The 23,884-nt window shown below is 61.2% G+C and carries 22 protein-coding genes and 1 tRNA gene; 12 read left to right on the forward strand and 11 right to left on the reverse strand.

Annotated elements, in window-relative coordinates:
* Nucleotides 1-12 precede the first annotated feature (12 nt).
* The 7 genes from FTO60_RS05710 to FTO60_RS05740 all read right to left on the reverse strand — a co-directional run bounded on the left by FTO60_RS05710 (nt 13) and on the right by FTO60_RS05740 (nt 7,790).
* Nucleotides 13-339, reverse strand: coding sequence for a hypothetical protein (locus FTO60_RS05710; RefSeq protein WP_148055060.1), 327 nt, complete (start codon nt 337-339; stop codon nt 13-15).
* Between the two features lie 151 nt (nt 340-490).
* Entirely contained in the window at nt 491-2,440 is a 1,950-nt protein-coding gene (acs, locus tag FTO60_RS05715; RefSeq protein WP_148055061.1) for an acetate--CoA ligase, read from the reverse strand.
* An 82-nt stretch (nt 2,441-2,522) separates the two neighbouring features.
* Nucleotides 2,523-3,302, reverse strand: coding sequence for an ABC transporter ATP-binding protein (locus FTO60_RS05720; protein ID WP_148055062.1), 780 nt, complete (start codon nt 3,300-3,302; stop codon nt 2,523-2,525).
* A gap of 11 nt (nt 3,303-3,313) precedes the next feature.
* Nucleotides 3,314-4,072 (reverse strand): ABC transporter ATP-binding protein, encoded by a 759-nt coding sequence (locus FTO60_RS05725; protein ID WP_148055063.1) that lies wholly within the window; start codon nt 4,070-4,072, stop codon nt 3,314-3,316.
* A 15-nt stretch (nt 4,073-4,087) separates the two neighbouring features.
* Complete coding sequence (locus tag FTO60_RS05730) at nt 4,088-5,293, reverse strand: branched-chain amino acid ABC transporter permease (RefSeq protein WP_148055064.1); 1,206 nt, start codon at nt 5,291-5,293, stop codon at nt 4,088-4,090.
* A 4-nt stretch (nt 5,294-5,297) separates the two neighbouring features.
* On the reverse strand, nt 5,298-6,320 hold the full coding sequence (locus tag FTO60_RS05735) for a branched-chain amino acid ABC transporter permease (RefSeq protein ID WP_148055065.1): 1,023 nt from the start codon (nt 6,318-6,320) through the stop codon (nt 5,298-5,300).
* A 123-nt stretch (nt 6,321-6,443) separates the two neighbouring features.
* Nucleotides 6,444-7,790, reverse strand: a complete 1,347-nt coding sequence (locus FTO60_RS05740; RefSeq protein WP_148055066.1) for a substrate-binding protein — start codon at nt 7,788-7,790, stop codon at nt 6,444-6,446.
* 221 nt (nt 7,791-8,011) lie between these two features.
* Between FTO60_RS05740 and FTO60_RS05745 the strand changes: the two genes are divergently transcribed.
* The 5 genes from FTO60_RS05745 to FTO60_RS05765 all read left to right on the forward strand — a co-directional run bounded on the left by FTO60_RS05745 (nt 8,012) and on the right by FTO60_RS05765 (nt 13,885).
* Complete coding sequence (locus tag FTO60_RS05745) at nt 8,012-9,310, forward strand: XRE family transcriptional regulator (protein WP_148055067.1); 1,299 nt, start codon at nt 8,012-8,014, stop codon at nt 9,308-9,310.
* Between the two features lie 63 nt (nt 9,311-9,373).
* Entirely contained in the window at nt 9,374-9,742 is a 369-nt protein-coding gene (locus FTO60_RS05750) for a response regulator transcription factor (protein ID WP_148055068.1), read from the forward strand.
* Between the two features lie 6 nt (nt 9,743-9,748).
* The gene (locus FTO60_RS05755) at nt 9,749-10,027 is read left to right on the forward strand and encodes a hypothetical protein (RefSeq protein WP_148055069.1); all 279 of its coding nucleotides are present in this window, start codon (nt 9,749-9,751) and stop codon (nt 10,025-10,027) included.
* Nucleotides 10,024-12,699 carry an ATP-binding protein gene (locus FTO60_RS05760; protein ID WP_148055070.1) on the forward strand — a complete coding sequence of 892 codons (2,676 nt, stop codon included), beginning with the start codon at nt 10,024-10,026 and terminating at the stop codon, nt 12,697-12,699. Before FTO60_RS05755 ends, FTO60_RS05760 begins: the two co-directional genes overlap by 4 nt.
* Before the next feature lie 67 nt (nt 12,700-12,766).
* Nucleotides 12,767-13,885, forward strand: coding sequence for a FliM/FliN family flagellar motor switch protein (locus tag FTO60_RS05765; protein ID WP_148055071.1), 1,119 nt, complete (start codon nt 12,767-12,769; stop codon nt 13,883-13,885).
* On the opposite strand, the gene FTO60_RS05770 is transcribed toward FTO60_RS05765, so the two are convergent.
* Nucleotides 13,858-14,283, reverse strand: coding sequence for a TIGR01244 family sulfur transferase (locus FTO60_RS05770; protein WP_148057063.1), 426 nt, complete (start codon nt 14,281-14,283; stop codon nt 13,858-13,860). The genes FTO60_RS05765 and FTO60_RS05770 overlap by 28 nt on opposite strands.
* A 121-nt stretch (nt 14,284-14,404) precedes the next feature.
* Here FTO60_RS05770 and FTO60_RS05775 point away from each other — a divergent pair, with 121 nt between their 5' ends.
* Nucleotides 14,405-14,728 carry a helix-turn-helix transcriptional regulator gene (locus tag FTO60_RS05775; protein WP_254696899.1) on the forward strand — a complete coding sequence of 108 codons (324 nt, stop codon included), beginning with the start codon at nt 14,405-14,407 and terminating at the stop codon, nt 14,726-14,728.
* Nucleotides 14,729-14,816: 88 nt separating this feature from the next.
* Complete coding sequence (locus FTO60_RS05780) at nt 14,817-16,178, forward strand: enoyl-CoA hydratase-related protein (protein ID WP_148055073.1); 1,362 nt, start codon at nt 14,817-14,819, stop codon at nt 16,176-16,178.
* Here the strand turns inward: FTO60_RS05780 and FTO60_RS05785 are convergent.
* The gene (locus FTO60_RS05785; protein ID WP_148055074.1) at nt 16,165-16,380 is read right to left on the reverse strand and encodes a hypothetical protein; all 216 of its coding nucleotides are present in this window, start codon (nt 16,378-16,380) and stop codon (nt 16,165-16,167) included. The genes FTO60_RS05780 and FTO60_RS05785 overlap by 14 nt on opposite strands.
* Nucleotides 16,381-16,512: 132 nt before the next feature.
* Between FTO60_RS05785 and FTO60_RS05790 the strand changes: the two genes are divergently transcribed.
* On the forward strand, nt 16,513-16,767 hold the full coding sequence (locus tag FTO60_RS05790; RefSeq protein WP_148055075.1) for a DUF2312 domain-containing protein: 255 nt from the start codon (nt 16,513-16,515) through the stop codon (nt 16,765-16,767).
* Nucleotides 16,768-16,978: 211 nt separating this feature from the next.
* Here the strand turns inward: FTO60_RS05790 and FTO60_RS05800 are convergent, their stop codons facing one another.
* Nucleotides 16,979-17,854, reverse strand: a complete 876-nt coding sequence (locus FTO60_RS05800; RefSeq protein ID WP_148055076.1) for a hypothetical protein — start codon at nt 17,852-17,854, stop codon at nt 16,979-16,981.
* An 85-nt stretch (nt 17,855-17,939) separates the two neighbouring features.
* Here FTO60_RS05800 and FTO60_RS05805 point away from each other — a divergent pair, with 85 nt between their 5' ends.
* The 4 genes from FTO60_RS05805 (at nt 17,940) to FTO60_RS05820 (ending at nt 22,896) form a co-directional block, all read left to right on the forward strand.
* Complete coding sequence (locus FTO60_RS05805) at nt 17,940-19,595, forward strand: iron ABC transporter permease (RefSeq protein WP_148055077.1); 1,656 nt, start codon at nt 17,940-17,942, stop codon at nt 19,593-19,595.
* Between the two features lie 110 nt (nt 19,596-19,705).
* The gene (locus FTO60_RS05810) at nt 19,706-21,832 is read left to right on the forward strand and encodes a pre-peptidase C-terminal domain-containing protein (RefSeq protein ID WP_148055078.1); all 2,127 of its coding nucleotides are present in this window, start codon (nt 19,706-19,708) and stop codon (nt 21,830-21,832) included.
* A gap of 78 nt (nt 21,833-21,910) precedes the next feature.
* Nucleotides 21,911-21,986, forward strand: a tRNA-Thr gene (locus FTO60_RS05815).
* Between the two features lie 208 nt (nt 21,987-22,194).
* Nucleotides 22,195-22,896, forward strand: coding sequence for a glycosyltransferase family 25 protein (locus tag FTO60_RS05820; protein WP_172623812.1), 702 nt, complete (start codon nt 22,195-22,197; stop codon nt 22,894-22,896).
* Here FTO60_RS05820 and FTO60_RS05825 read toward each other — a convergent pair.
* Entirely contained in the window at nt 22,893-23,825 is a 933-nt protein-coding gene (locus FTO60_RS05825; protein ID WP_148055080.1) for a glycosyltransferase family 2 protein, read from the reverse strand. The two genes, FTO60_RS05820 and FTO60_RS05825, sit on opposite strands and share 4 nt — an antisense overlap.
* Nucleotides 23,826-23,884: the final 59 nt, after the last annotated feature.

Below are 23,884 nucleotides of genomic sequence, written 5' to 3' on the forward strand. Positions count from 1 at the left end.
CCCAAAGGCAGGTCAGGCGCGGTCGTCTGGCCCGTCGGCCGTTGTATCACCGGTCGTTTGTGTGATCGCCTCGTCGGTTTGCGACTGCGGCAGGATCGTCACGCCATAGGGTTTCAGCACCCGTTCAGCGGGCTGCATCAAGGCGGCGCGCACACCGGATTCGACGGGCATCATGGCTTGGCTGACGGCGCCGCGCTGGCCATTGTCCGGCGGGATTGGCAGGGCAATTTCTGGGCTTGGATCGGTGCGTGTTGCCGCCGCATCGGCCACGGCACGTTGGTCGGGCACATGACGCGGCGCAGCCGTCGCAGATGACTGGGTTACAGATTGAAGTTCCATCTTGGGCCTCGTTTCAGACGAAGCCCCCACCACTCTGTAGTGTTGCCCTGAAACCCTTGCCAATGGGTTAATATCCGCAGGTTTCGCACATCGTGGTTAACGGCGAAAGGCCCGCGAAGTGGCGGGCCTTTTGCGATGTTTGGTGCGCTGATCAGCGCTTGTTCATGCGGTTTTCGATCAGTTCGTCCACGACCGAGGGATCGGCCAGCGTCGAAGTGTCGCCAAGTGATCCGAAATCATCCTCGGCGATCTTGCGCAGGATGCGGCGCATGATCTTGCCGGACCGGGTTTTTGGCAGGCCCGGTGCCCATTGGATCAGGTCGGGCTTGGCGATCGGGCCGATTTCGGTGCGCACCCAGACTTCGAGTTCCTTGCGCAGCGCGTCGCTAGGCGCCTGATCGTTCATCAGGGTCACATAGGCATAGATGCCCTGGCCCTTGATGTCGTGCGGGTAACCGACGACGGCGGCTTCAGCGACCTTGGCGTGGGCGACCAGCGCGCTTTCGACCTCGGCGGTGCCCATGCGGTGGCCGGATACGTTGATCACATCGTCAACGCGGCCAGTGATCCAGTAATCACCATCTTCGTCACGCCGACACCCGTCGCCGGAAAAGTAGTAGCCCTTGTAGTCCCCGAAATAGGTTTTCTGGAAGCGTTCGTGATCGCCCCAGATGGTGCGCATCTGACCGGGCCAGCTATCCTTGATACACAGCACGCCTTCGATGCCGTTTCCGGTGATTTCCTCGCCGGTTTGCGGATCAAGCACGACCGGCTGCACGCCAAAGAACGGCTGTTGCGCCGCCCCCGGTTTCAGGGCCGTCGCGCCGGGCAGGGGGGTCAGCATATGGCCGCCGGTTTCGGTCTGCCAGAAGGTATCGACAATCGGACAATTACCCTTGCCGACCACTTCGTTATACCAGTTCCAGGCTTCGGGGTTGATCGGCTCGCCGACGGAACCCAGCAGGCGCAATGATGACAGGTCGTGCTTTTCGACCCAGTCGTTACCAGCCCCCATAAGGGCACGAATGGCGGTGGGGGCGGTATAGAACTGGTTGACCTTATGCTTGGCGCAGACCTCCCAGAAACGACCCGCATCGGGGTAGGTCGGCACACCTTCGAACATGATCGTTGTCGCGCCGTTCGCGAGTGGCCCATAGATGATATAGCTGTGGCCGGTGACCCAGCCCACATCGGCGGTGCACCAGAATACGTCCCCTTCGTGATAATCAAAGGTGTATTGGTGTGTCATCGCCGCATAGGTCAGATACCCGCCCGAAGTATGCACAACACCCTTGGGCTGTCCGGTCGATCCGGATGTGTAAAGAATGAACAGCGGGTCTTCCGCGTTCATCTCGGCGGGTTTGCAATAGTCATCCGCCTCAAGCAGCATCTCGTTATAGTCGTAATCGCGGTCCTGCACCCATGTGGTCTGTCCGCCGGTGCGCTTGACGACCAGACATTTCACGCTGTCCTTGCAGTGCAGCAGGGCGGCATCGGTGTTGGATTTCAGCGGGGTGGACCGGCCACCGCGCGGGGCGTGGTCGGCGGTGATCACCACCTTGGCGTCACAGCCGTTGATCCGCGCACCCAGCGCGTCGGGGCTGAAACCGGCAAAGACGATGGAATGCACGGCACCAATCCGCGCGCAGGCCAGCATCGCATAGGCCGCTTCGGGGATCATTGGCAAATACAGCACGACACGGTCGCCTTTGCGCACGCCCAAATCCTCGAGGATATTGGCCATGCGGCAGACGCGGTTCTGCAACTGGCGATAGGTGATATGCATCGCCTCGTCGGCGGGATCATCGGGTTCCCAGATGATCGCGACCTGATCGGCGCGCGTTTCCAGATGGCGGTCAACGCAGTTGGCGGCCACGTTCAGCGTGCCATCCGCGAACCAGTTGATATCGACCTTGCCAAATTCAAAGGTGGTATCCTTGACCCGTGTGTAGGGCTTGATCCAGTCGATCCGCTTGCCGTGTTCACCCCAGAATGCATCGGGGTCCGCAACCGAGGCGGCATACATCTCGCGGTAGGTTTCCGCATTGATGTGCGCGCGGGCGACGGTTTTGGCGGATGGTGGATAGGTCTTGCTGGTCATGACTGTCCCTTACGTTCTGGTCAGTGTCATTTCGGGTTTGTTTTGGCCCGCGCGACAGGCGCGCGGGCAGGGCGCGGCTGGCTCAGATGGCCAGATACTGCGCGCGCAGCTTGTCGTCCTCGAGCACCTCTTTTGCGGACCCGTCATAGACCACAGAACCGGTATCAAGGATCACCGCGCGGTCGGCCAGCTTCAGGGCGGCCACGGCGTTTTGTTCAACGATAACAGTGGTGATGCCCTGATCGCGGATAATCCCCAGCGTCTTGGCGATTTCCTGCACGATCACGGGGGCTAGGCCCTCGTAGGGTTCATCCAGCAGCAGCACCTTGATGTCACGGCACAGGGCGCGCGCGATCGCCAGCATCTGTTGTTCACCACCCGACAGGGTCACGCCCTCTTGCTTGCGCCGTTCGCGCAGGCGCGGAAACAGGTCATAGACGCGATCCAGCGACCACCCCTTGGGCGGGGCGATCTGGGCCAGTTGCAGGTTTTCCTCGACCGTGAGGCCGGCAATGATCCGGCGATCCTCGGGCACCAGCGCGATGCCGGCGGCAGAGGCCTGATAGGACTTCATTTCGTGCAAGGGCTGGTGATCAAGCCAGATTTCGCCGTGGTGCAGGGCTGGATCGTCAAGCCGGGCAATCGTGCGCAAGGTCGATGTCTTGCCCGCCCCGTTGCGGCCCAAAAGGGCCAGGATCTCGCCCTCGCGGATGTCAAAGCTGACGCCCTGAACGATGTAGCTTTCGCCGTAGTAGGCCTGAATGTCCCAGACCGACAAAAAGGCGGGCAGGGTGGCTGCGTTGTTGGCGTGTTTGTTGAATTCCACCTTTTCGGTGCCGAGCAGTGTGTTGTCGCTTGTCATGATCGCGCTCCTTAAACCTGCGCTTCACCAAGATACGCTTCGCGCACCTTTGGATGGCCTTTGATGTTTTCAGGTGTTTCTTCGACCAGCGGCGTGCCCTGGGCCAGCACGGTGATCCGTTCCGCCAGCGAAAACACAACGTGCATGTCGTGTTCGATGATCGCCATGGTGATATCGCGCTTGTCCTGAATTTCCTTCAGCAGGTCGATGGTGTTGTTGGTGTCGGCCCGCGCCATGCCGGCTGTAGGTTCATCAAGCAGCAACAGACGCGGTTGCTGCACAAGGCACATCGCCATCTCGAGGCGGCGTTTATCACCGCGCGACATGGCCGCCGCATGCATATGCCGCTTGTCGAGCAGTTTGACCTCCTCAAGCATGGCCTCGGCCGTTTCGATCACCGACTTTTCGTGCTGCACCGTTTCAAAGGGGTGCAGCGCAAATGCGCCATCGCGCTTGGCAAAGCAGGGGATCAGCATGTTTTCCAGCACCGTCAGATCGGTGAAAATCTCGGGTGTCTGGAACACGCGGGAAATGCCCATCTGGCAAATCTCGTGGGGCTTGCGCCCCAGCACCGACTGCCCGTCAAACATGACCGACCCGCTGTCAGGGATCAGTTTGCCGACCAGCACATTCAGCAGGGTGGACTTACCGGCCCCGTTCGGGCCGATAATCGCGTGCACGCTGTTTTCCTGAATGCTCAGGTTCACGTCACCCAAGGCCTGCAGACCACCGAAGCGCTTGTTGACGCCTTTGACTTCAAGAATACCCATTGGTTTCTGTCCTCTCTATTCGGCGGGCGTGGTGTCGGCGGATGCCTCGACCTCGTCCTTGGATTTGCGGCGGAACATCTTGGCGATGCGCTGCCCACCTTCGACCAACCCACCGGGCAGGAAGATCACCACCAGCATGAACAGGATGCCCAGCGTCAGGTGCCAGCCCTTGCCGATGAAGGGGTAGATGATCGCGATCAGGAAGTCCTCGAGCCCGTCGGGCAGGAAGGCGAACCACTGGCTCAGGATCGTGTCGTTGATCTTGGAGAAGATGTTTTCAAAGTATTTGATGAACCCTGCGCCAAGAACCGGACCCATCAGCGTGCCAGCACCCCCTAGGATGGTCATCAGCACAACTTCGCCCGAGGCCGTCCACTGCATCCGTTCAGCACCGGCGAGCGGGTCCATCGAGGCCAGCAAACCACCGGCCAGACCGGCATACATGCCCGAGATCACAAAAGCGGCCAGCGTATAGGGACGGCTGTTCAGCCCGGTGTAGTTCATCCGCTGTTGGTTCGATTTCACCGCGCGCAGCATCAACCCGAAAGGCGAGCGGAAGATACGCAGCGACAGATAGAAGGCCAGAATGGCGATCACGGCGCAGAAGTAATAGCCCACCTGGAAGGTCCAGACACGGCCCAGGAATTCCACCTGCGTCGAGCTGTTCATCGCCAAACCAAACAGGTTCGTCACCGGGAGAGATGACGTCGTTGGCGTGGCGTCCAGAATGCGCGGATCGTCCAGCGCCAGTTGCAGGCCGGTTTCACCGTTGGTGATCGGTGTCAGCACCGAATAGGCCAGATTGAACGACATCTGCGCGAAGGCCAGCGTGAGGATCGAAAAGTAGATCCCCGAGCGCCGCAGCGACACATAGCCGATCACCAGGGCAAACAGGCCCGAAATGATGATCGCCAGAATGATCGCAGGCAGCACGTTCATGCTGAGCAGCTTGAACATCCAGACGGCGGAATATGATCCGACACCCAGAAACGCGGCATGTCCGAATGACAGATAGCCGGTCAGGCCGAACAGGATGTTAAAGCCGATGGCAAAGATGCCAAAGATCGCGAAACGCTGCATCAGGTCGGGGTAGCCGGCGTTGAACTGTGCCAGCGCGGTGCCTTCGGCAAAGGGTTGCAACAGGATCGGCGTAAGCATTGTCAGTGCAATGACGATCAGCAGGAAGCGGGTGTCTTTTTGGTTCAGGCCAAAGAGTTTCATGGTCTTAATCCTCCATCACGCCTTTGCGACCCATCAGGCCACGTGGCCGGGTCAACAGGATGACAATTGCAACGAGGTAGATGATGATCTGGTCAATGCCCGGAAGCAGCGACTTGACCTCGTTCATGGATGCAAAGCTTTGCAAAATTCCCAGCAGGAACCCTGCCAGCACGGCTCCGGGAAGTGACCCCATCCCGCCGACAACCACCACAACAAAGGACAGCACAAGGAAGTCCATGCCGATGTTATAGTTTGGCGAAAGGGTGGGGGTATACATCACCCCGGCAAGGCCCGCGACAGCGGCCGCAAGACCGAACATCAGCGTAAAGCGTTTGTCGATATTGATGCCCAGCAGGCCGACGGTTTCGCGATCCGCCATACCGGCGCGCACGACCATCCCGAAGGTGGTGAACTGCAAGAAGGCGAAAACGGCGGCAATGATCGTCAGGGCAAAGAAGAACCACACGATCCGCCAGACCGGATAGGCAACCGTCAGACCCAGCCATTCGCCGATGTTGACGATCCCGTCCAGCGCGTCAGGGGCGCTGACCTGAATGGGGTTTGCGCCGAAGAAATACTTGATCACCTCTTGCAGCACGATCGCCAGGCCGAAGGTCACAAGGATCTGGTCGGCATGGGGGCGCTTGTAGAAGTGCTTGATCAACCCGCGCTCCATCGCGTAGCCGACAAAGACCATGATCGGCGCGGCAAACAGAATGGCCAGCGGCACCGACCAGTCCTGAACCCAGGCTCCGGCGGCGTCACCGAACCATTTGTTCACATAATAGACTTCCTCGAACTTGGGATTGCCAAGGAAATCGGTGCCCGAAGGTTCGTCCGACAGGTAGCTGACTTTGAAGATACGCTGCAAGATCACGGCGCAAAAGGCACCGATCATGAACAGCGCCCCGTGGGCAAAGTTCACAACACCAAGGGTGCCGAAAATGAGAGTGAGCCCAAGCGCGATCAGCGCATAGGCCGAGCCCTTGTCGAGCCCGTTGAGAATTTGAAGAACGATTGCATCCATGATCCCGGCCTGTCCTTAGCGGTAGGTTGTAGGGTGCCTTTCGAGAGCGCGCGCAGACTGCGCAAGACATCATCGAAAGGGGTGGGGGTGAGGGCCGCGCGTGGCGCGGCCCCCGGGCACGACTTAGGTGCCGTCGTTACACTCGCCCAGTGCGCCACCGGCGAACATGGGGTGATCGGGCGCATATTCGACCTGCGCACGTGGCGTGACTTCGACAACTTCCAGAAGGTCGAACTCGGACTCTGGGTTTTCCTTGCCGCGCACAACCAGAACGTCCTTGAAGCACTGGTGGTCTTCGGCACGGTAAAGTGTGGCACCGTTGCCCAGACCGTCGAATTCGAACCCTTCGAGGGCTTCGACAACCGCGCATGGGTTGAACGAACCGGCACGCTGCACAGCATCCGCATAAAGCAGTGTCTGGCAGTAAACCGTGTGGGCAGCCTGTGATGGCGGGAAGCCATACTTTTCGCCGAACGAGCGCACAAAGGCTTGCGAGCCCTCATCCTGCAGCGACCAGTGCCAGTTCGTGGACCCTGGGATACCCTTGATGTTTTCGCCGGCACCACGGGCCATCAGGCGCGAGAACAGCGGAACAACGATTTCGAACTGCTTGCCGTTCACCATCTTTTCGCGCAGACCGAACTGCACGGCATTGGTAAGCGAGTTGACCATGTCCCCGCCGTAGTGGTTCAGAACCAGAACGTCGGCGCCCGAATTCAGCACAGGCGCGATATAGGACGAGAAGTCACCGGCGCCCAGCGGCGTGCGGACCTTTTCGACCGTGTTCCAACCGATCGCTTCGGTTGCAGCGGCGATCGATTCTTCCTGTGTCCAGCCCCATGTGTAGTCGGCTGTCAGGTGGTATGCGTTGCGGTCTTCGCCATAAAGGTTCTTGAGAACCGGTGCCAGAGCGGCCGCCGACATGTAACCGTTAAAGAAGTGACGGAAGCCGTTGGCTTTCTTGTCCTTGCCGGTTGTGTCGTTGGAGTGTGTCAGGCCGGCCATGAAGATAACGCCTGCCTCTTGGCACAGACCCTGCACGGCAATCGCCACACCCGAGGAAGACCCGCCGGTGATCATGATTGCGCCGTCTTTTTCGATCATCGACTTGGCCGATGCGCGGGCGGCGTCAGATTTCGTCTGCGTGTCGCCGGTCACAAAGAGGACCTCTTTGCCCATGATACCCGTGCCATCCAAGGCCTTGGACGAAAAGGTGTTCATCATGCCGCCATCGCCGCCACCGTTCAGGTGCTCGACAGCAAGTTGGTAGGCGCGCAGTTCGTCTGCGCCCTCGTCGGCATAGGCACCGGATTGTGGCACGTTGAAGCCCAGCGTGACAGTGCTGCCGGTTGGTTCGTTGGTAAAGGCTGCTGCGGACGAAGCCGTAAAGATCGTCGGAACAGCAAGGCCTGCACCGGCAACGGCGCTTGTCTTAAGCAGGCCGCGGCGTGTGAAGTTACTCTTGGACATTTAATCCTCCCAATTTCTTGAAACGCGGTGCTGGCCTCCTCGCCAGCAGTCGCACGCATTTTACAATGCTCTTACATTATCGGGTCGAGACCGTAAATTTCGCAACAAGTGCTTTTGTTAAAACAATATTTTTGTAAAGACTTACACAGGAAATACCGTTAGGTTGTAAATCAGTTTTCTTGCAGATGCAGAAACCAACTGGAATCGTTAGCGGAATCTGAATGCCCCAAAGTCAGCTTACCGGCACCCGGATCAGGGATCGGCGCATGGATCAGGGGATGCGGCAGGCCGATCTGGCGCGTGCTGCGGGGATATCGCCCTCGTATCTGAATCTGATCGAACATAACCGCCGCAGAATCGGCGGTAAGCTGGTCAACGACATCAGCCGTGTGTTGGGGATTGATCCGACCCTGCTGACCGAAGGGGCCGAAAGCGGGCTGCTGGAAGGCCTGCGCGGTGCCGCAGCCGACCTGCCCGACACCGGCGCCGAACTGGCCCGCACCGAAGAATTCGCCGGCCGCTTTCCCGGCTGGGCGGCGGTGCTGGCGGCGCAGCATGATCAGCTTGGCACGCTCAAGTCCCGCATCGAAACCCTGACCGACCGGCTGACTCACGATCCCCAGATTGCCACTTCGCTGCATGAGGTGATCACTGCGGTCACTGCGATTCGCGCCACCTCGTCAATTCTGGCGGACGGCGGCGAGATCGACGCCGACTGGCAGCGCCGCTTCCACCGCAACCTTTACGAGGACAGCCAGCGTTTGGCCGAAAGCAGCCGCGCACTGGTCGGGTTTCTGGATCTGTCGGGCGCGGATGCCAATGCCGTGCGCTCGCCGCAGGAACAGCTCGAGGCGTGGCTCGAGGGGCAGGGCTATCACGTGGCCGCGCTGGAAGGCGGTGACGGCGCGGCGATCGATGCGCTGGTGCAGGGGCGTGACCCGGGCACCGCGTTCCTGATGCGCGACCACCTGACCCGGTATGTCGCGGATGCACAGGCACTGCCCCTTGATGGATTTTCGCGGACCGCGCGCGCCTGCGCTTATGATCCGGCGCAGATCGTGCAGCAGACCGGTGCGTCCCTGCCGCAGGTCTTGCGCCGCTTGGCAAGCCTGCCCGCTGATGCCGATCATCCGCCCTTTGGTCTGGTGATTGCCGACGGTGCCGGTGTTGTGCGCCTGATCAAACCGGTCACAGGCTTTGCCTTTCCGCGTGCCGCCGCCTGTCCGATGTGGCCGGTGTTTCAGTCCCTCGCCCAGATTGGCCAACCCCTGCGCCAGATCGTCGATCTGCCCCGCCCCGAAGGGCTACGGTTTCAATGCTACGCAATCGCCCAGCATGTTCGCCCGCCCGATTTCGACACGCCCCCCGTGACCGAGGCCGTGATGCTGGTCTGCCCCCCGCCTGATCAGGCGGCCGCCAAAGGCACGCCTGCGGGCACAAGTTGCCGGATTTGTCCGCGCGAAAACTGCGCGGCGCGGCGCGCGCCGTCGATTTTGTCCGAGGTCGGCGCGCCCCTTTGACTATCGCCGCCAATCGGGCAATAGTTTGCTGATAGGGGTGGGCACTGATCTTGGGAGGGGTCGATGACTGGCAAGCAGGTTCTGCTGATCGAGGACGAACCCAATATCATTGAGGCGATCCGCTTTATCCTGTCGCGCGACGGCTGGAGCGTCGCGACCCATTCCGATGGCACCACCGCACTGGACAAGGTGCAAAGCGTGGCCCCCGATCTGATCATTCTTGACGTGATGCTGCCCGGGCGCAGCGGATACGATATCCTGCGTGACCTGCGCGCGCATGAAGGCACCCAAGCGTTGCCGGTGATGATGCTGACCGCGCGCGGCCAGTCCAAGGACCGCGAATTGGCCGAACGCCTTGGCGTCACGCGCTTTATGACCAAACCCTTTTCGAACGCCGAGGTGCTGGAGAACGTCCGCGCCCTTGCCGGGTAACGGCAGATGGCCCGCCCCAGCAAACCACCCGTTTTTCTGGCGCGCGCCAGTTACCGCCAGCGCCGCCTGCGTGACGCCGCGCGGCTGCTGCCGATGGTGGCGGGGGTGTTGATGATGCTGCCGCTGCTGTGGTCGCGCAGCGATGGTAGCGGGCTGCCCACCTCGGTGGTGCTGATCTATCTCTTTGTGCTTTGGGTGGTCGTGATTGCCTTGGCCGCGCTGCTGTCGCGCCTGATCGACCCCGATCACGAACCCGGTGCCACGAATATCGAGGATCTCAAGTGATTTCCTTTAACCTGCTGATTTTCGTCGCACTTTGTTATGTGGCGCTGCTGTTTACGGTGGCTTTTGTTGCCGAACGACACGCCGCGCGCGGGGGCGACAACTGGCTGCGTTCACCGATGATCTACACGCTGTCGCTGTCGATCTACAGCACCGCCTGGACCTTTTACGGTGCCGTCGGCTATGCGGCGCGCTCGGGTCTTGAATTCATGACGATTTATCTGGGGCCGACCCTGGTGATGATCGGCTGGTGGTGGATTGTGCGCAAACTGGTGCGGATCGGGCGGGCGCAGCGGATTACCTCGATTGCCGATCTGATCTCGTCGCGCTTTGGCAAATCCACCTCGCTGGGCGTGATCGTGACCCTGATCGCCGTTGTCGGCACAACACCCTATATTGCGTTGCAGCTGCAATCGGTCACGCTGTCGTTCGCGGTCTTTGCCCAGGGCAGCGGCCAGACCTGGGTATCCGAGAACCTGAATGCGTCCGCGATCTGGATCGCCGCCGGTCTGGCTGTCTTCACGATCCTGTTCGGCACCCGTAATCTGGACGTCAACGAACGCCACCACGGTGTCGTCATGGCCATCGCGGTCGAGGCCGTGGTGAAACTCTGCGCCCTTTTGGCGGTGGGCATTTTCGTGGTTTGGGGCATCGCGGGCGGCCCCAGCGCCACCCTTGATCTGATCGACCAATCCGCAATTGCCCAATGGGAACCGGTGGGCGGGCGCTGGTTCGGCCTGACCTTTCTGTCGGCGGCTGCGTTCTTGTGCCTGCCACGGATGTTTCAGGTGCTGGTGGTCGAAAACGCAGATGAAAAGCACCTCGCGACCGCGTCATGGGCCTTTCCCGGATATCTGATGCTGATGAGCCTGTTTGTCGTTCCCATCGCCGTTGTCGGGCTGAACCTGATGCCGCCCGGGTCAAACCCCGACCTGTTCGTGCTGACGCTGCCCTTGTCGCAGGGCCAGAACGGCCTTGCCGTCCTGTCGTTCCTTGGCGGATTTTCCTCGGCGACCTCGATGGTGATCGTGGCGACGATTGCGCTGGCAACGATGGTGTCCAACCATATCGTCGTGCCGCTTTGGTTGTCGTCAACCGCGCGCGGCGCTTCGGTTTCAGGTGATGTGCGCTATGTGGTCTTGCTGGCGCGGCGCATGTCGATTGCGGGCGTGCTGGCGCTGGGCTACGGCTATTTTCGGCTGTCGGGCGGGGGCACGGCGCTGGCGGCAATCGGGCTGATTTCGTTTGCGGGGGTGGCGCAGGTCTTGCCGGTGCTGCTGGGTGGGATTTTCTGGCGTGGTGCCACCCGTATCGGGGCTGTCGCGGGCCTGATCACCGGTTTTTCGATCTGGGCCTGGACTCTGTTTCTGCCCAGCTTCGGCGATGGCGGGATAATGACGCAAACGGTCATGGCCCAGGGCCCCTACGGCATCGGGTGGTTGCGCCCGCAGGCCCTGTTTGGCGTGGACGGGATCGATCCGTTGCTGCATGCGCTGGTCTGGTCGATGCTGTTGAATATGGTCGTGTTTTTCACGGTGTCGATTTTCACCTTTCCAACGCCGATTGAACGGCTGCAGGGCGCGCAGTTTGTCAATGTCTTTGCCCATTCCACATCGCGGCGCGGGTTTGCGCAAAGTGCCGCAGGGGCCGAGGATCTGTTGATCATGGCGCAGCGCATCATCGGCGCGGGTCAGGCGCAGGCGCTGTTCATGGGGGCGGCGAAAAATCAGGGAAAGGACGGATACCTGCCTGATGTTACACCGGAATTTCTGGAAAAACTGGAACGGGAACTGGCCGGGTCCGTCGGGGCAGCCACCGCCCACGCGATGGTCGGGCAACTGACCCAGGGCGCGAATGTGTCGGTGCAGGATCTGATCGCCGTGGCCGATGAAGCCGCGCAAATCCTCGAATATTCCAGCCAGCTTGAGGCCAAGTCAGCCGAACAGGATCGCACCGCGCGCGCCCTGCGTGATGCCAACGAAAAACTGACCGCCCTGTCGATCCAGAAGGACGCTTTCCTGTCCCAGATCAGCCATGAGCTGCGCACGCCCATGACCTCGATCCGGTCGTTTTCCGAAATCCTGCGTGATGACAAAATACGCGCCGATGATCAGGCCCGTTATGCCGGAATTATTCATGACGAAGCCCGGCGCCTGACCCGCCTGCTGGATGATCTGCTGGACCTGAGCGTGCTTGAAAATGGACAGGTGCAGCTGAACACGAGCGCGGGAAATCTGCATACGCTGCTGGATCGCGCCGTATCGGCGGTGGGCGGCGATATGGCCAAGCTGCGCATTCACCGCCGCCTGAGCGACGAAGATCTGACCCTGACCACCGACCTTGATCGCCTGACGCAGGTCTTTATCAATCTGATCGCCAATGCGCAAAAATACTGCGATGCCGCCGAGCCCGAACTCAGCATCAAGGTGCGGCAGGTGGATGGTGTGCAAGTCATTGATTTCACAGATAATGGTAGCGGCATCGCGGCGGAATACCAAACCCTGATCTTCGAGAAATTCTCGCGCCTTACGGACGCGGGCAAGGCTGGCGGTGCGGGCCTCGGGCTGGCCATCTGCCGCGAGGTCATGGAGCGTCTGGGCGGCGCCATTGCCTATCTGCCCGGCCAGGGGGGCGCGGCATTTCGGGTGACACTGCCTGCCACGGTCCGCCGTTAGGGTCTTGGTAAGCCCTGTGGGGGTAAAGTGATCTTGTAAATCAAACGGGTGCAGGATCAGGCCGTAAATGCCCGAAACCGACGATCATTCAGTGCTGCGGCGCAAACTGCGTCAGGGTGAACCAACGGCGGCCCCCGCCGCCGATATGTCGCCGGGGCGTGCCCTGCGTCTGGCGATCAGCCGTGCGGCGGACCGCACTGTCGGGTTGCGCCTGACCGTGTTCGGCCAATCGGACGATGTGCTGACGCTGGACGGCGTGATTGACGAACTCAACGCCGATCAGATGCTGATTTCCGTCACATCGGGCGATGATCTGCTTGGGCTGATGGCCATCGACCCCGAATTGCGCGCCTGCCTGATTGAAATGCAGACGATGGGCAACCTGTCAGCCGTCGCCGCCGAACCGCGCAGGGTCACCTCGGCGGATGCCGCCCTAGCGGCGCCTGTCGCTGACGCCTTTCTGGCGATGCTGAATGAAACGGCGGTGGGGACGCAACTGGCGGGTTGGGCGTCCGAAACGCGGGTTGGCGCGCCACTGGAATGCCCGCGCGCGGCGGGGCTTGTGTTGCCTGATGGCGCATATCGGCTGGTGCGGCTGTCACTTGATTTCGGCATTGGCGAACGGCAGGGCGAGCTGTGCCTGGCGCTACCCGAACACCGCCATCCGCGCGCCGTGCCCAAGGATGATCCGGGCAATGTGGGCTGGCGCGACACCTTTCATGATCAGGTGCTGGGCGCGCAGGCCAATCTGAATGCGGTGCTGCACAAGATGCGCATGCCGATGGCGCAGGTGGAAAATCTCGTGCTGGGGCAGGTCATTCCACTGTCGGGAACACGGGTCACATCCATCAAGCTGGTCGGGCCGGACGGGCGGGTCATTACCACCGCGCGCCTTGGCAAAATGGCGGGGCAGCGGGCGGTGCGGGTGGAAACCGGACACGCCGACATGCTTGATATGCCCCCCGATCAGGCCGAAGCACCTGTGCCGCCACCTGTCGATGTGATCGTTGCGCCGGACTTGCCGGTGACCCAAGATGCACCGGACTTGCCGGTGACCCAAGATGCACCGGGCATGCCGGTGACCCAAGATGCACCGGGCATGGCGGCGACCCAAGACGCAGCGGGCATGGCGATGACCCAAGACGCAGCGGCACCGGGTCAGGACCTGGAAAGCGCCGCGAGCTGAGGGCGCATACCGCCAAGATCATATCCGGCTTCGGCGGTGGCACTCAGGATGGCATCGGCCGACATTTCGCCAGCCTGACCCAGGGACCAGACAATCGAACTGCGTGTCCCCGATGCGCAATAGGCCAGCACCGGCCCGCTTGAGGCATCCATCGCCGCGCGCTGGGCGGTGACCATATCGGCGTTCAGCGTCTGGTGGGTCACGGGGATTGTGACAAAGGCAAGGCCCGCCGCCTGTGCCGCCGCGCCAAGGGCCGCAGCCTGCAGGGCGGGGGGCACTTCGCTGTCGGGGCGATTGCAGATGATGGTGGTGTATCCCGCCGCTGCGATTGCCGCCACATCTTCGGGCGCAATCTGGGGGGACACGGCATAGGTAGGGCTGAGGGGGCGAATATCCATAATGCCGTCATAATCCAGCCGTGCGGGCAGGTCCAGAACCCTTGACAGTCCCGCGTTAACGCGCAAACATTGCAAGATTGAAATGTGACCTTCGATCGGATGAAAGGCGCGAATGACAGCCATGACCACACCCCAAGTCGATCTGGCCGCAATGGACGCTGCCGCTGGCGAAGCGGCTGATGTTCTCAAGGCTTTGTCCAACCCGCAGCGGTTGCGCCTGCTCTGCGCGCTGTTGCCCGGAGAGCGCTGCGTCGGCGACCTGGAAGAGGCGCTGGGCGCGAGCCAGTCCTATGTATCCGGCCAGCTTGCCCGCCTGCGCGCCGAAGGGTTCGTCGCCTGTGATCGCGATGGTCGCACGATCCGCTATCGCCTTGCAGACCCGCGCATCGGCCCGATCCTTGAACGCCTCTACGAGGTATTCTGCCCTGACGCGGCACCGGCTTAACGGGTCATCGGGCGCGCATCAGCCCCCTGCGCCCTTGCGTTATCCTGCCGGTATGCCAATGCTATGCAGGTGAGTAGAGTGGGGCGATATGGCAAGACCGGTTAAATTCCGCGTGCGTGACGGTATTGCGATCGTTACCCTGGACCGCCCGCCGGTGAACGCACTTGACGCGGCAACGCGCGCGGGATTGGGCGCGGTCTTTTCGCGTATTGCCGAACGGGCGGATGGTGCCGCTGTGCTGCTGGTTGCCACGGGCGATATGTTTTCGGCAGGGGCGGATATTTCCGAATTTGGGCGACCAGTCCAAAAAGCCCCGACGCTGGCGCAGATTTGCACGCAGATCGAAGACTGCGCCCTGCCGGTTGTCGTCGGCATTCAGGGGCGCGCCTTGGGGGGCGGGGCCGAGCTGGCGCTGGCCGCCCATTACCGCGTGGGCGAAAGCACGGCGATGATCGGCCTGCCCGAAGTCACGCTGGGCCTGATCCCGGGCGCGGGCGGCACCCAGCGTCTGCCGCGGCTGATCGGCGCCGAGGCTGCATTGAACATGATGATTACCGCGCAATCGGCTGATGCGGGGTTGGCGCAGCGGTTCGGACTGCTTGACGCCGTGGTGGACGCGCCGGTGATTGACGGGGCCTATGCATTCACCAAGGCGCTGGTGGCCGCTGGACAGGGGCCGCGCCCGACATCGGGCCGCCGCCATCACATGGCAGATGGGCGCGCCTATATGGCGATCCTGGCCAAGGCGCGCGCCGCCCTTGACGGCAATCCGCAATACGCGCCGCACCGGATTATCGACTGTGTCGAAGGCGCGGCCCTGCTGCCCTTTGCCGCCGGATTAGCCCAAGAGGCGGACGCCTTTGATAGCTGCCTGCGCCATCCACAATCTGTGGCCTTTCGCCATATTTTCAAGGCCGAACGCCGCGCCACACCGCTGTTTTTGACCCGCGAGGGGGCCAGCTTCAAACCGGTCAATCCTGCCGGTCTGGCGATCCTCAATCGCTTGCGCCCGGTCTGGCATGGCGCCGCCGAAGCCCTGGTCACCGATGACCTGAGCCAGGACGACATTGGCCGCATCATGGTCGATTACGGCTTTCGCAAAGGTCCGTTCGGGATGCGCGACGGCGGCGGGCCGACCGGCAAGGCAGGCTATGTGCAGCAGGCCATGATCGGTGCATTGATGGCCGAAGGTGCCCGCATCATCGAAAGCGGGCTGGCCCGCACCAGCGCCGATGTAGATGCGATTGCGGTGCATGGCATGGGCTTTCCGCGCCGTCACGGCGGACCGATGCGGGCCGCCCAAAGCCTCGGCCTGTTGCATTTGCGCCGCGCGCTGGCCCCTTTGGCGCAGGACAACGCAATCTGGCAAACCCCCGCGCTGGTGGACGAGGCAATCAAATATGCTGACGGCTTTGATGCCCTGCCAGCGCGCGATTTCAGCCCAGTATAATCCCGACGATCACGGCCATCAGCCCGATCACCGACAGGAACAGCGCGCCAAGGTTCAGCGGCAGGACCGCCTGCACGCGTGCGCGCAACGCGGCGTCATCCAGCCCTGCGCGTTTGGCTTGCGATACCCGAACGATCGACACCAGAATGCCGATCAATCCCAGCACCGAAATGCCCGCACCACCCCAGATCAACCAGTCCATTCGTCGCTCCATTTACTAACTGGCGCTGCCCTAACGGCTCGGGTGCGCAATTGCAAGCTGGCGGCCCTTGCAGCGCATCAGGCGCACGGGTAGGGAAGGGGCCTTAGTCACGTTTGCACAAAGGCCGCCCCCATGTCCGATTCCACCGATACCAGCTACCGTGTTACCGCCGACGAATTGCGTCAGTTTGTCGAACGTATGGAGCGTCTGGACGCCGAGAAAAAGGACATCGCAGAGCAACAAAAAGAGGTCATGGCCGAGGCCAAGGGCCGTGGTTATGACACAAAGGTGTTGCGCAAGGTGATCGCCCTGCGCAAGCGCGACCAGAACGATATCGCCGAAGAAGAAGCGGTATTGGAGATGTATAAAGAAGCGCTGGGCATGTGATCCCTAAAGGATCACATCACCCCTGATCAGGATGTTGGTGTGCCCGCCGATCCGCATGTTTTTGGCGCTGTCCTGCGCCACATGCACGCGCCCCGTCCGCCCGATGCAGGTGCCCTGCGCCACCACGTAGGGCGCATCCGCACGCCCCTGATCAGCCCGTTACCCCCCGTCGGATGGGTGCTGAACACATCGCACTGCATGAAAGGCCTGATCATGGCGCGATGAAATTCACGCCCGACATACGGGCGATTTCAAAAACGTCATCCTCGTAGATCTGGGTCAACTCGTCCATCAGTTCGGCGGTCCAGCCGGGCAGGTCGATCTCTTCCTCGATTTCGTCCTCAAGGGCGTATTTGTCCAGAAACGCGGCGATGATCCGGCGTTTTTGCACTTCGGTCTGGGGCGGATGGGTCTTGAGGTAGCTGACAAAGCGCTTCATGCCTTCCGCGCTCATGATCGCGCTTAGCAGATCAAAGCCGCCGGTGATCTTGGTCAGCGGATCAACGCCCGAAATTTCGCGGATCAACTGCGCCCAAAGCAGCGGCGTGTCCTCGTTGCACCAAACCGTCAGCGGCATTTCCGGCGCAACGGCCTGTATACGGCGCACCACATCCGACCATAGGATATCGCGCGGGTCCATGCCGTTCAGAAACTCGGCCAGCGTTGCGCCTTTGACCTTTTGAAAGACCGCAGGAACAAATGTCGCGGGATCGCGCAGGGCCAGATGCAATTCGATCTCGTCTCCGGGAAACAACTTGCGCAGGCGTGTAATCTTCATCTCGATGAGTTCAAAGAAATTGCCGTTGTCGAAAATGCGGCGCGGCACACAGATGAAATCTGCATGGCTCATCACAAGGCGGGTCGCGGTATCTTCGTCCAAAATGGCGTCGATCAGGATGTCGCGGGTATCGGGGGCGGGGTCGTTATCGCCAAGGTTCTGGATGGTTTCTCGCAACAGGCGGCGGTATTTGCCGGGGCCCGGCACCTTGATCCCTTGCTGGGAAAAGGCGTCGGCATTCTTGAGAAGGGATTTCAAAAGCCGCTCGCCGTCCGTGCAGCTAGCTCCGATGTGATAGGCAATCTGCAAGGTAGGCCCGCCGTTCCGTGTGTGTTCTGGCGCATTATAGGGGCTTTTCTGGACAGCGAAACCGCAATCGGGTAACGCCAAAGATATGTCCGAGTCTTCTGGTCAGATAAGTGCTCCCAAATGGCCCCGTCTGCGGTTGAATCCGTGGTCCGTCGGGGCTTTGGTGATTGCCGTCTTGGTGGTGCTGCCGATCGTTGCGGTGATCTGGTTTGCCCTGACACCTGAAGACAATATCTGGCCGCATCTGCTGTCCACGACCCTGCCGCGTTACCTGCGCAATACGCTGATCCTGATGGCGGGCACGGGCGCGTTGACGGCGGCTGTCGGCACGGGTGCGGCCTGGCTGGTGGTAATGTATCGCTTTCCCGGGCGGCGCTGGTTGCAGTGGGCCTTGCTGATGCCGCTGGCGGTGCCGGCCTATGTGGGCGCCTATGCCCTGGTGGACTTTCTGGAATATGCGGGGCCGGTGCAGACCTTGCTGCGCGATGTCACCGGCTGGCAATCGGCGCAGGATTACTGGTTCCCCGCAATCCGCACGCGCAGCGCCGCCGTTCTGGTGCTGAGCGCCTCGCTTTATCCTTACGTCTATATCCTTGCCCGCGCGGCATTTCGCGAACAGTCAAGCGCGGGCTATGATGTGGCGCGCGCGCTGGGCGTCGGCGCAATCGGGCGGTTCTGGCGCGTTGGCCTGCCGCTGGCACGTCCGGCAATCGCCGCAGGTGTCGCCGTTGTGATGATGGAGACCGTCAACGATTTTGGCACGGTGGATTATTTCGCGGTGCAGACGCTGACCACGGGAATTTTCTCGGTCTGGCTACAAAGCGGTAACCTTGGAGGTGCCGCGCAGATCGCCACCAGCGTGCTGCTGTTGGTGGTGCTTTTGGTGACGCTGGAGAAGTTCAGCCGCCGCAAAAGCCGCTTTTTTGGCACCGCGCGTGGCCCGCGCCCGATCGAAGGGCAGCAGTTGCGCGGAGCACTTGCGTGGTTGGCCACGCTGGCCTGCGTGCTACCCTTTGCGCTGGGGTTCCTGTTGCCTGTCGGGGTACTGTTGGAGCATGCGACGGATGCGCGTGAATGGGCCGCACCAGGATTGTTGCGCGCCTTGATGCATAGCTTGGGCGTGGGCGGCATCGCAGCGGTGCTCACGGTCGCGGGGGGCGTGTTCATGGTTTACGGCGTGCGCCTGTCGGGGCGGCGCTTGCCGGCCCTGTTGATGCCGGTCACGGCAATCGGATATGCGGCGCCGGGCGCGGTGCTGGCACTGGGTATCCTGATCCCGCTGGCCGCGTTTGACAATGCGCTGGCGGATATGGTCCTGGCCATCACGGGCCGTGACCCGGGCCTGATTTTTACCGGCACGGCGGCAGCCCTCGTTCTGGCCTATGTGGTGCGGTTTTTCGCAATCGCCCAAGGCACGGCTGATGCCGCCCTTGGCCGTGTATCCCCCAGCCTGCCGATGGCGGCACGGTCCCTGGGGCGCACGGCGGGGGGGACGCTGCGGGCGGTGTATATCCCGCTGGTGCGCGCATCTGTCGGGTCGGCCCTGTTGCTGGTGTTTGTCGATAGCGTCAAGGAACTGCCCGCCACCCTGCTTTTGCGCCCGTTCAACTATGATACGCTGGCAACGCGCGTGCACGAAAAGGCGAGCCTTGAAAACATCGCCGAGGCCGCGCCCGCAGCACTGATGATCACGCTGGTGGGACTTGCGGCAGTGGCATTGCTTGCACGCGCCAATCGTTGAAATACGCCCGCGATGGGCGATTGGCACTTTGGCCTGCTTTTCTGATGTGCTAATTCACGAAAAGTTTGTGTTATCCCGCGCGCCAAGCGCCCGTTCTAGATGAGGTTCAGATGCCTGATATTCCTGGTGATACAACCACAAGCGCAACGATCACCGTTGGCGGGTCGGTTAGTGACTCCCTTGAAACGGCGGGCGATTGGGACTGGTTTGCAATCACGTTATCGGCGGGCGAAACGATCCAGATCAATCTTGATGCGACAGGGGCAAATCCGGTCGATGACCCATATGTGCGAATCTATGACGGGTTGGGGTCTCAGCTTGATGTGGACAATGACAGCGGCCCGGGCATGAACTCCGAACTGGTGTTTACGGCCACTGTCGCAGGCACCTACTACATCGAAGCGGGGTCGTATCTTGACAGCTACGCGGGCGATTACACCCTTTCGGTGATCGCCGCCCTGCCACCGCCGCCCGGATCAATCCTGCCCGGCCTTGAATGGGGCAGCTTTGTCGATGATGGCACGGGCAACCCCACCAGTTCGATCAGTTACTATTTCGCGCCGAGCGGTGAGGCGTTTGACGGGATTACCTCGCAGGGGTTCAACGCCTACGAAAAGAGCCAATTCGAAGTAATCTTTGACATGATCGCCTCCGTCGCGGGGCTGACGTTCACCGAAGCGACGACGGCCGCGGGCACCGATTTTCAACTGGTTGCCTCAAACAATGCCGATATCGATGGATATCTTGGTTACTTTAACCCGCCGGGTGAAGTGAACGAAGGCGTTGGCGTCTTCAATATCGACGCCTGGGATCGGACCAGTGGTGGTTCGACCGATGCGGGCGGTTTCGACTTTATCACGATCGTGCACGAAGTGCTGCACGGCCTTGGGATGGCACACCCGCATGATGGCGGCGGCACATCGGATATCTTTGACGGTGTGTCCAGCCCGTTTGGCGACTACGGCGATTTTGACCTAAACCAGGGTATCTTCACCACGATGTCCTACAACAGCGGCTATTCTACAGGCACATCGGGCAGCACGGGTGATAGCGGTAACAACTGGGGTTACGAGGCCGGACCGATGGCGCTGGATATGGCCGTGCTGCAGGCGCTTTACGGAGCCAACACCACAACGGCCGCAGGCAATGACACCTACGTCTTGCCCGATGCGAACCTGGCCGGCACCTATTGGATGTCGATCTGGGATACCGGCGGGATCGACGCGATCACCTACGGCGGGACCAGGGACATCGAGATTATCCTGCTTGAAGCGACCCTGCTTTATGAAACGGGTGGCGGCGGATACGTCTCGGCGGCAGACGGGATCGCGGGTGGTTACACGATCGCCAATGGTGTGGTGATCGAAAACGCAACGGGTGGGTCGGGGGACGATCTGCTGGTGGGCAATGATGCCAAGAACTTTTTGACCGGCAATGGTGGCGCGGACGAATTGCGGGGCCTTTCGGGCAATGACAACATTCAAGGCGGTGCCGGTGCCGATTCCATTCATGCCGGTATTGGCGATGACATCGTCGATGGCGGCGCCGATAACGATTCCATATTTGGTGAAGATGGCGATGATGTCATTCGCGGGCAGGGCGGCACCGACTGGATTGTCGGTGGCACTGGCGCGGATGACATTTCCGGCGGTATCGGCAACGACAGCATCTTTGGCGAAGACGACGACGATGTGATCCGTGGGCAGGGTAACAATGACATGATCTTTGGCGGCCAGGGTGACGACACGGTCTATGGCGGTTCGGGTGATGATACGCTTGATGGCGGGGTCGAAAACGACCGGCTTTTTGGGCAGGGCAACAACGACACCCTTTATGGCGGGGATGGCGACGATTTCCTGTCAGGGGCTGCGGGCAGCGATGACCTTTATGGCGGCGATGGTGCCGATACGCTGAATGGCGGCACTGGCGCGGATACGCTGAACGGCGGCGCGGGTTTTGATGTGCTCAGCGGCGGGGCGCAAAGCGATACCTTTGTTTTCCTTGACGGGAACGAGGTTGATCAGGTGAATGGGTATCAACAGGGGCTCGATGTTATCCAGATCAGCGCGACCCTTTTCACCAATGGGCTGAGCGAACAAGAGGTCGTCGACACCTATGGATCGATCAACGGGACTGGTAATATCATCACCCTGGACTTTGGCGCAGATGAACTTGTGCTGATCAACGGCGGCGGGTTGAGTATCCTGACGCTGGGCGCTGATATTCAGTTCGTTTAGGCTGGCGTAAAAATGACGCGCGCACTGGCGCAAAAGGGCTTGCGCGCCGCGCGCCGCTTGGGTAGCAACGCGCGCAGTGCCCCTATAGCTCAGCTGGTAGAGCAACTGATTTGTAATCAGTAGGTCCGCGGTTCGAGTCCGTGTGGGGGCACCATTTATCACAAGTAGCGTGTGGGGCGGGTTTGGTCGCGGTTGGTGGATGCTTGCTATGGCGACAGCGATGCTGCGATGTTGGGCAGGCCGGAGGGGAAAAGGGCGTCAACCTGTTTCAATCAAGGCGTTTTTTAGTTGATCATACCGGCGCGGTTGAATTGATCCGCTGATCCGTAGTCTAGTGGTCTGACCGGGTAACGGGGTGAATTGTGACAACGCAGATACCGATTGTCGTGCTGACGCTGAAGGGTGATGCTGCGCGCCGCGCGCCGCTTTTGGCGCAGCTTGACGCGCTCGGGCTGCGCTATGAGCTGCATTACGGCATCGACGGGCGCGCCGGGGTTGACGACCCGCCGATCGATCGCGCAGCCATCCGCGCCGCCCTGTTCCGCGATCTGACAGATGGAGAAATCGCCTGCGCGCTGTCACATATCGCAATCTGGCGCGGGGTGACGCAATCTGCGGTGATCGTCCTGGAAGATGACGCCATTGTTGGCGCGCCCCTGGCCGCCTTTGCCCGTGCCACGCCACCCGATATCGGCCTGTTGCTGCTGGATCATCAGCGCGCGATTGTGCGGCGCACCGGTGTAACCGTAGGGCAGGCGCGCGCGTATCGGTTGCGCATACCCGCCTATCTAACGACGGGCTACATGATCAGGCCTGAACGGGCCGCGCGCATGGCTGCCGATAGCCTGCCCCTGCGAGGTCCTGCCGACTGGCCCTGCGATATCGTTGCTTTTGGGGCTTTTGCCTTGGTGCCACGCATCGTTGATCATCCGGCGACTGACGCGGGATCAACGCTGGCGACGGCGCGGGCGGCACGGCCGGCAGGGCGGCGGTCACCACGGTTCCTGCGCCCCGGCTACTGGCGCGATGTCTGGATCAAGCGCACCGGGTTTCGGGTGTCCTAGGTGCGTGCCATCACGCGGCGCCACAGCCTTGTCCAACTGGCCCCGGCACGCGCGCAATGCACAATGAAATAGGCGCGCAGGCGCAACCGCTCCAATGCCAGCGCCTCTTGCCGGATTGTTGTCTCCGCCATTTCGGGAAAACGTGCGCGCACCGCCTTTTTGATGATCCGCTTGCGCATGAAGCGCCGCATGGCTGGCTGTGTCGCGAGATAGTCGTGGTGGCGCGTCAGGATATGGGCAAACCCGCGTGCGCGCCGCAAATCCGAGGTCCGCTCAGTCAGGTGGCCCTGATCGGTGCCGCCGCTGTGCAGGCAGACATCCACGGCCACGCGGCGCGAAAACCACGCGCGTTTGCCCGCCGCCTGCAAGCGCAGGAGGTATTCGGTATCCTCGTTGGTATCGAGCGTTTCATCGATCGGGCCAACGGCCAGATAGGTTGATTTCCTGATCCAGAACCCCATGCCAAAGCCGCAGGCCTGCTGGCGAAAGCTGGCCCCTTTCGCAATTACCCCGTCGGTGCGCCCCCTGGTCACCCGGCGCAGCCTGGCACCATCCTTGATCAGGGCATAAGCCGCGTGACCGTAATCGACGGCATGGCGGGGCAGGATATCGCCCAGGAGATGGGCGCAATAATGAGGGTGCATCCGGTCGTCATCATCCAGAAAGAACACCACATCCGCGCGGGCATTGCGCAGCCCCAGATTACGCGCCCTTGCCACGCCCGGCGCGCCCGGGTTCAAGATGATGCGTAAACGTGGATCGGTGATGTCGGACAGGTTCGCGGCGGCGGCAGGCGCACTGTTGTCATCCACGATCAACACCTCGCCATCGGGCGGGGCCGCAGCAAGGGCCGAGGCAACAGCGATCGGCAATAGCTTGGGCCGGTTTTGCGTGGGGATGACAATGGAACAGCTTGGAATCGGGGTCATGAAATATCGTCTGATTGCTAAAAATGAGTGATCTCAACTCGTTAGTCAGCCTGCGTTGC

The sequence above is a fragment of the Octadecabacter sp. SW4 genome (assembly GCF_008065155.1).
Taxonomy (GTDB): Bacteria; Pseudomonadota; Alphaproteobacteria; order Rhodobacterales; family Rhodobacteraceae; genus SW4.

What these genes read in the sequence shown, in the direction of transcription:
- FTO60_RS05810 (WP_148055078.1), top strand. Translation starts at nt 19,706, where the DNA reads ATGCCTGATATTCCTGGTGATACAACCACAAGCGCAACGATCACCGTT.
- FTO60_RS05805 (WP_148055077.1), top strand. Translation starts at nt 17,940, where the DNA reads ATGTCCGAGTCTTCTGGTCAGATAAGTGCTCCCAAATGGCCCCGTCTG.
- FTO60_RS05725 (WP_148055063.1), bottom strand. Translation starts at nt 4,072, where the DNA reads ATGGGTATTCTTGAAGTCAAAGGCGTCAACAAGCGCTTCGGTGGTCTG.
- FTO60_RS05750 (WP_148055068.1), top strand. Translation starts at nt 9,374, where the DNA reads ATGACTGGCAAGCAGGTTCTGCTGATCGAGGACGAACCCAATATCATT.
- FTO60_RS05785 (WP_148055074.1), bottom strand. Translation starts at nt 16,380, where the DNA reads ATGGACTGGTTGATCTGGGGTGGTGCGGGCATTTCGGTGCTGGGATTG.
- FTO60_RS05710 (WP_148055060.1), bottom strand. Translation starts at nt 339, where the DNA reads ATGGAACTTCAATCTGTAACCCAGTCATCTGCGACGGCTGCGCCGCGT.
- acs (WP_148055061.1), bottom strand. Translation starts at nt 2,440, where the DNA reads ATGACCAGCAAGACCTATCCACCATCCGCCAAAACCGTCGCCCGCGCG.
- FTO60_RS05775 (WP_254696899.1), top strand. Translation starts at nt 14,405, where the DNA reads ATGACCACACCCCAAGTCGATCTGGCCGCAATGGACGCTGCCGCTGGC.
- FTO60_RS05765 (WP_148055071.1), top strand. Translation starts at nt 12,767, where the DNA reads ATGCCCGAAACCGACGATCATTCAGTGCTGCGGCGCAAACTGCGTCAG.
- FTO60_RS05780 (WP_148055073.1), top strand. Translation starts at nt 14,817, where the DNA reads ATGGCAAGACCGGTTAAATTCCGCGTGCGTGACGGTATTGCGATCGTT.
- FTO60_RS05730 (WP_148055064.1), bottom strand. Translation starts at nt 5,293, where the DNA reads ATGAAACTCTTTGGCCTGAACCAAAAAGACACCCGCTTCCTGCTGATC.
- FTO60_RS05745 (WP_148055067.1), top strand. Translation starts at nt 8,012, where the DNA reads ATGCCCCAAAGTCAGCTTACCGGCACCCGGATCAGGGATCGGCGCATG.
- FTO60_RS05720 (WP_148055062.1), bottom strand. Translation starts at nt 3,302, where the DNA reads ATGACAAGCGACAACACACTGCTCGGCACCGAAAAGGTGGAATTCAAC.
- FTO60_RS05770 (WP_148057063.1), bottom strand. Translation starts at nt 14,283, where the DNA reads ATGGATATTCGCCCCCTCAGCCCTACCTATGCCGTGTCCCCCCAGATT.
- FTO60_RS05825 (WP_148055080.1), bottom strand. Translation starts at nt 23,825, where the DNA reads ATGACCCCGATTCCAAGCTGTTCCATTGTCATCCCCACGCAAAACCGG.
- FTO60_RS05735 (WP_148055065.1), bottom strand. Translation starts at nt 6,320, where the DNA reads ATGGATGCAATCGTTCTTCAAATTCTCAACGGGCTCGACAAGGGCTCG.
- FTO60_RS05755 (WP_148055069.1), top strand. Translation starts at nt 9,749, where the DNA reads ATGGCCCGCCCCAGCAAACCACCCGTTTTTCTGGCGCGCGCCAGTTAC.
- FTO60_RS05790 (WP_148055075.1), top strand. Translation starts at nt 16,513, where the DNA reads ATGTCCGATTCCACCGATACCAGCTACCGTGTTACCGCCGACGAATTG.
- FTO60_RS05740 (WP_148055066.1), bottom strand. Translation starts at nt 7,790, where the DNA reads ATGTCCAAGAGTAACTTCACACGCCGCGGCCTGCTTAAGACAAGCGCC.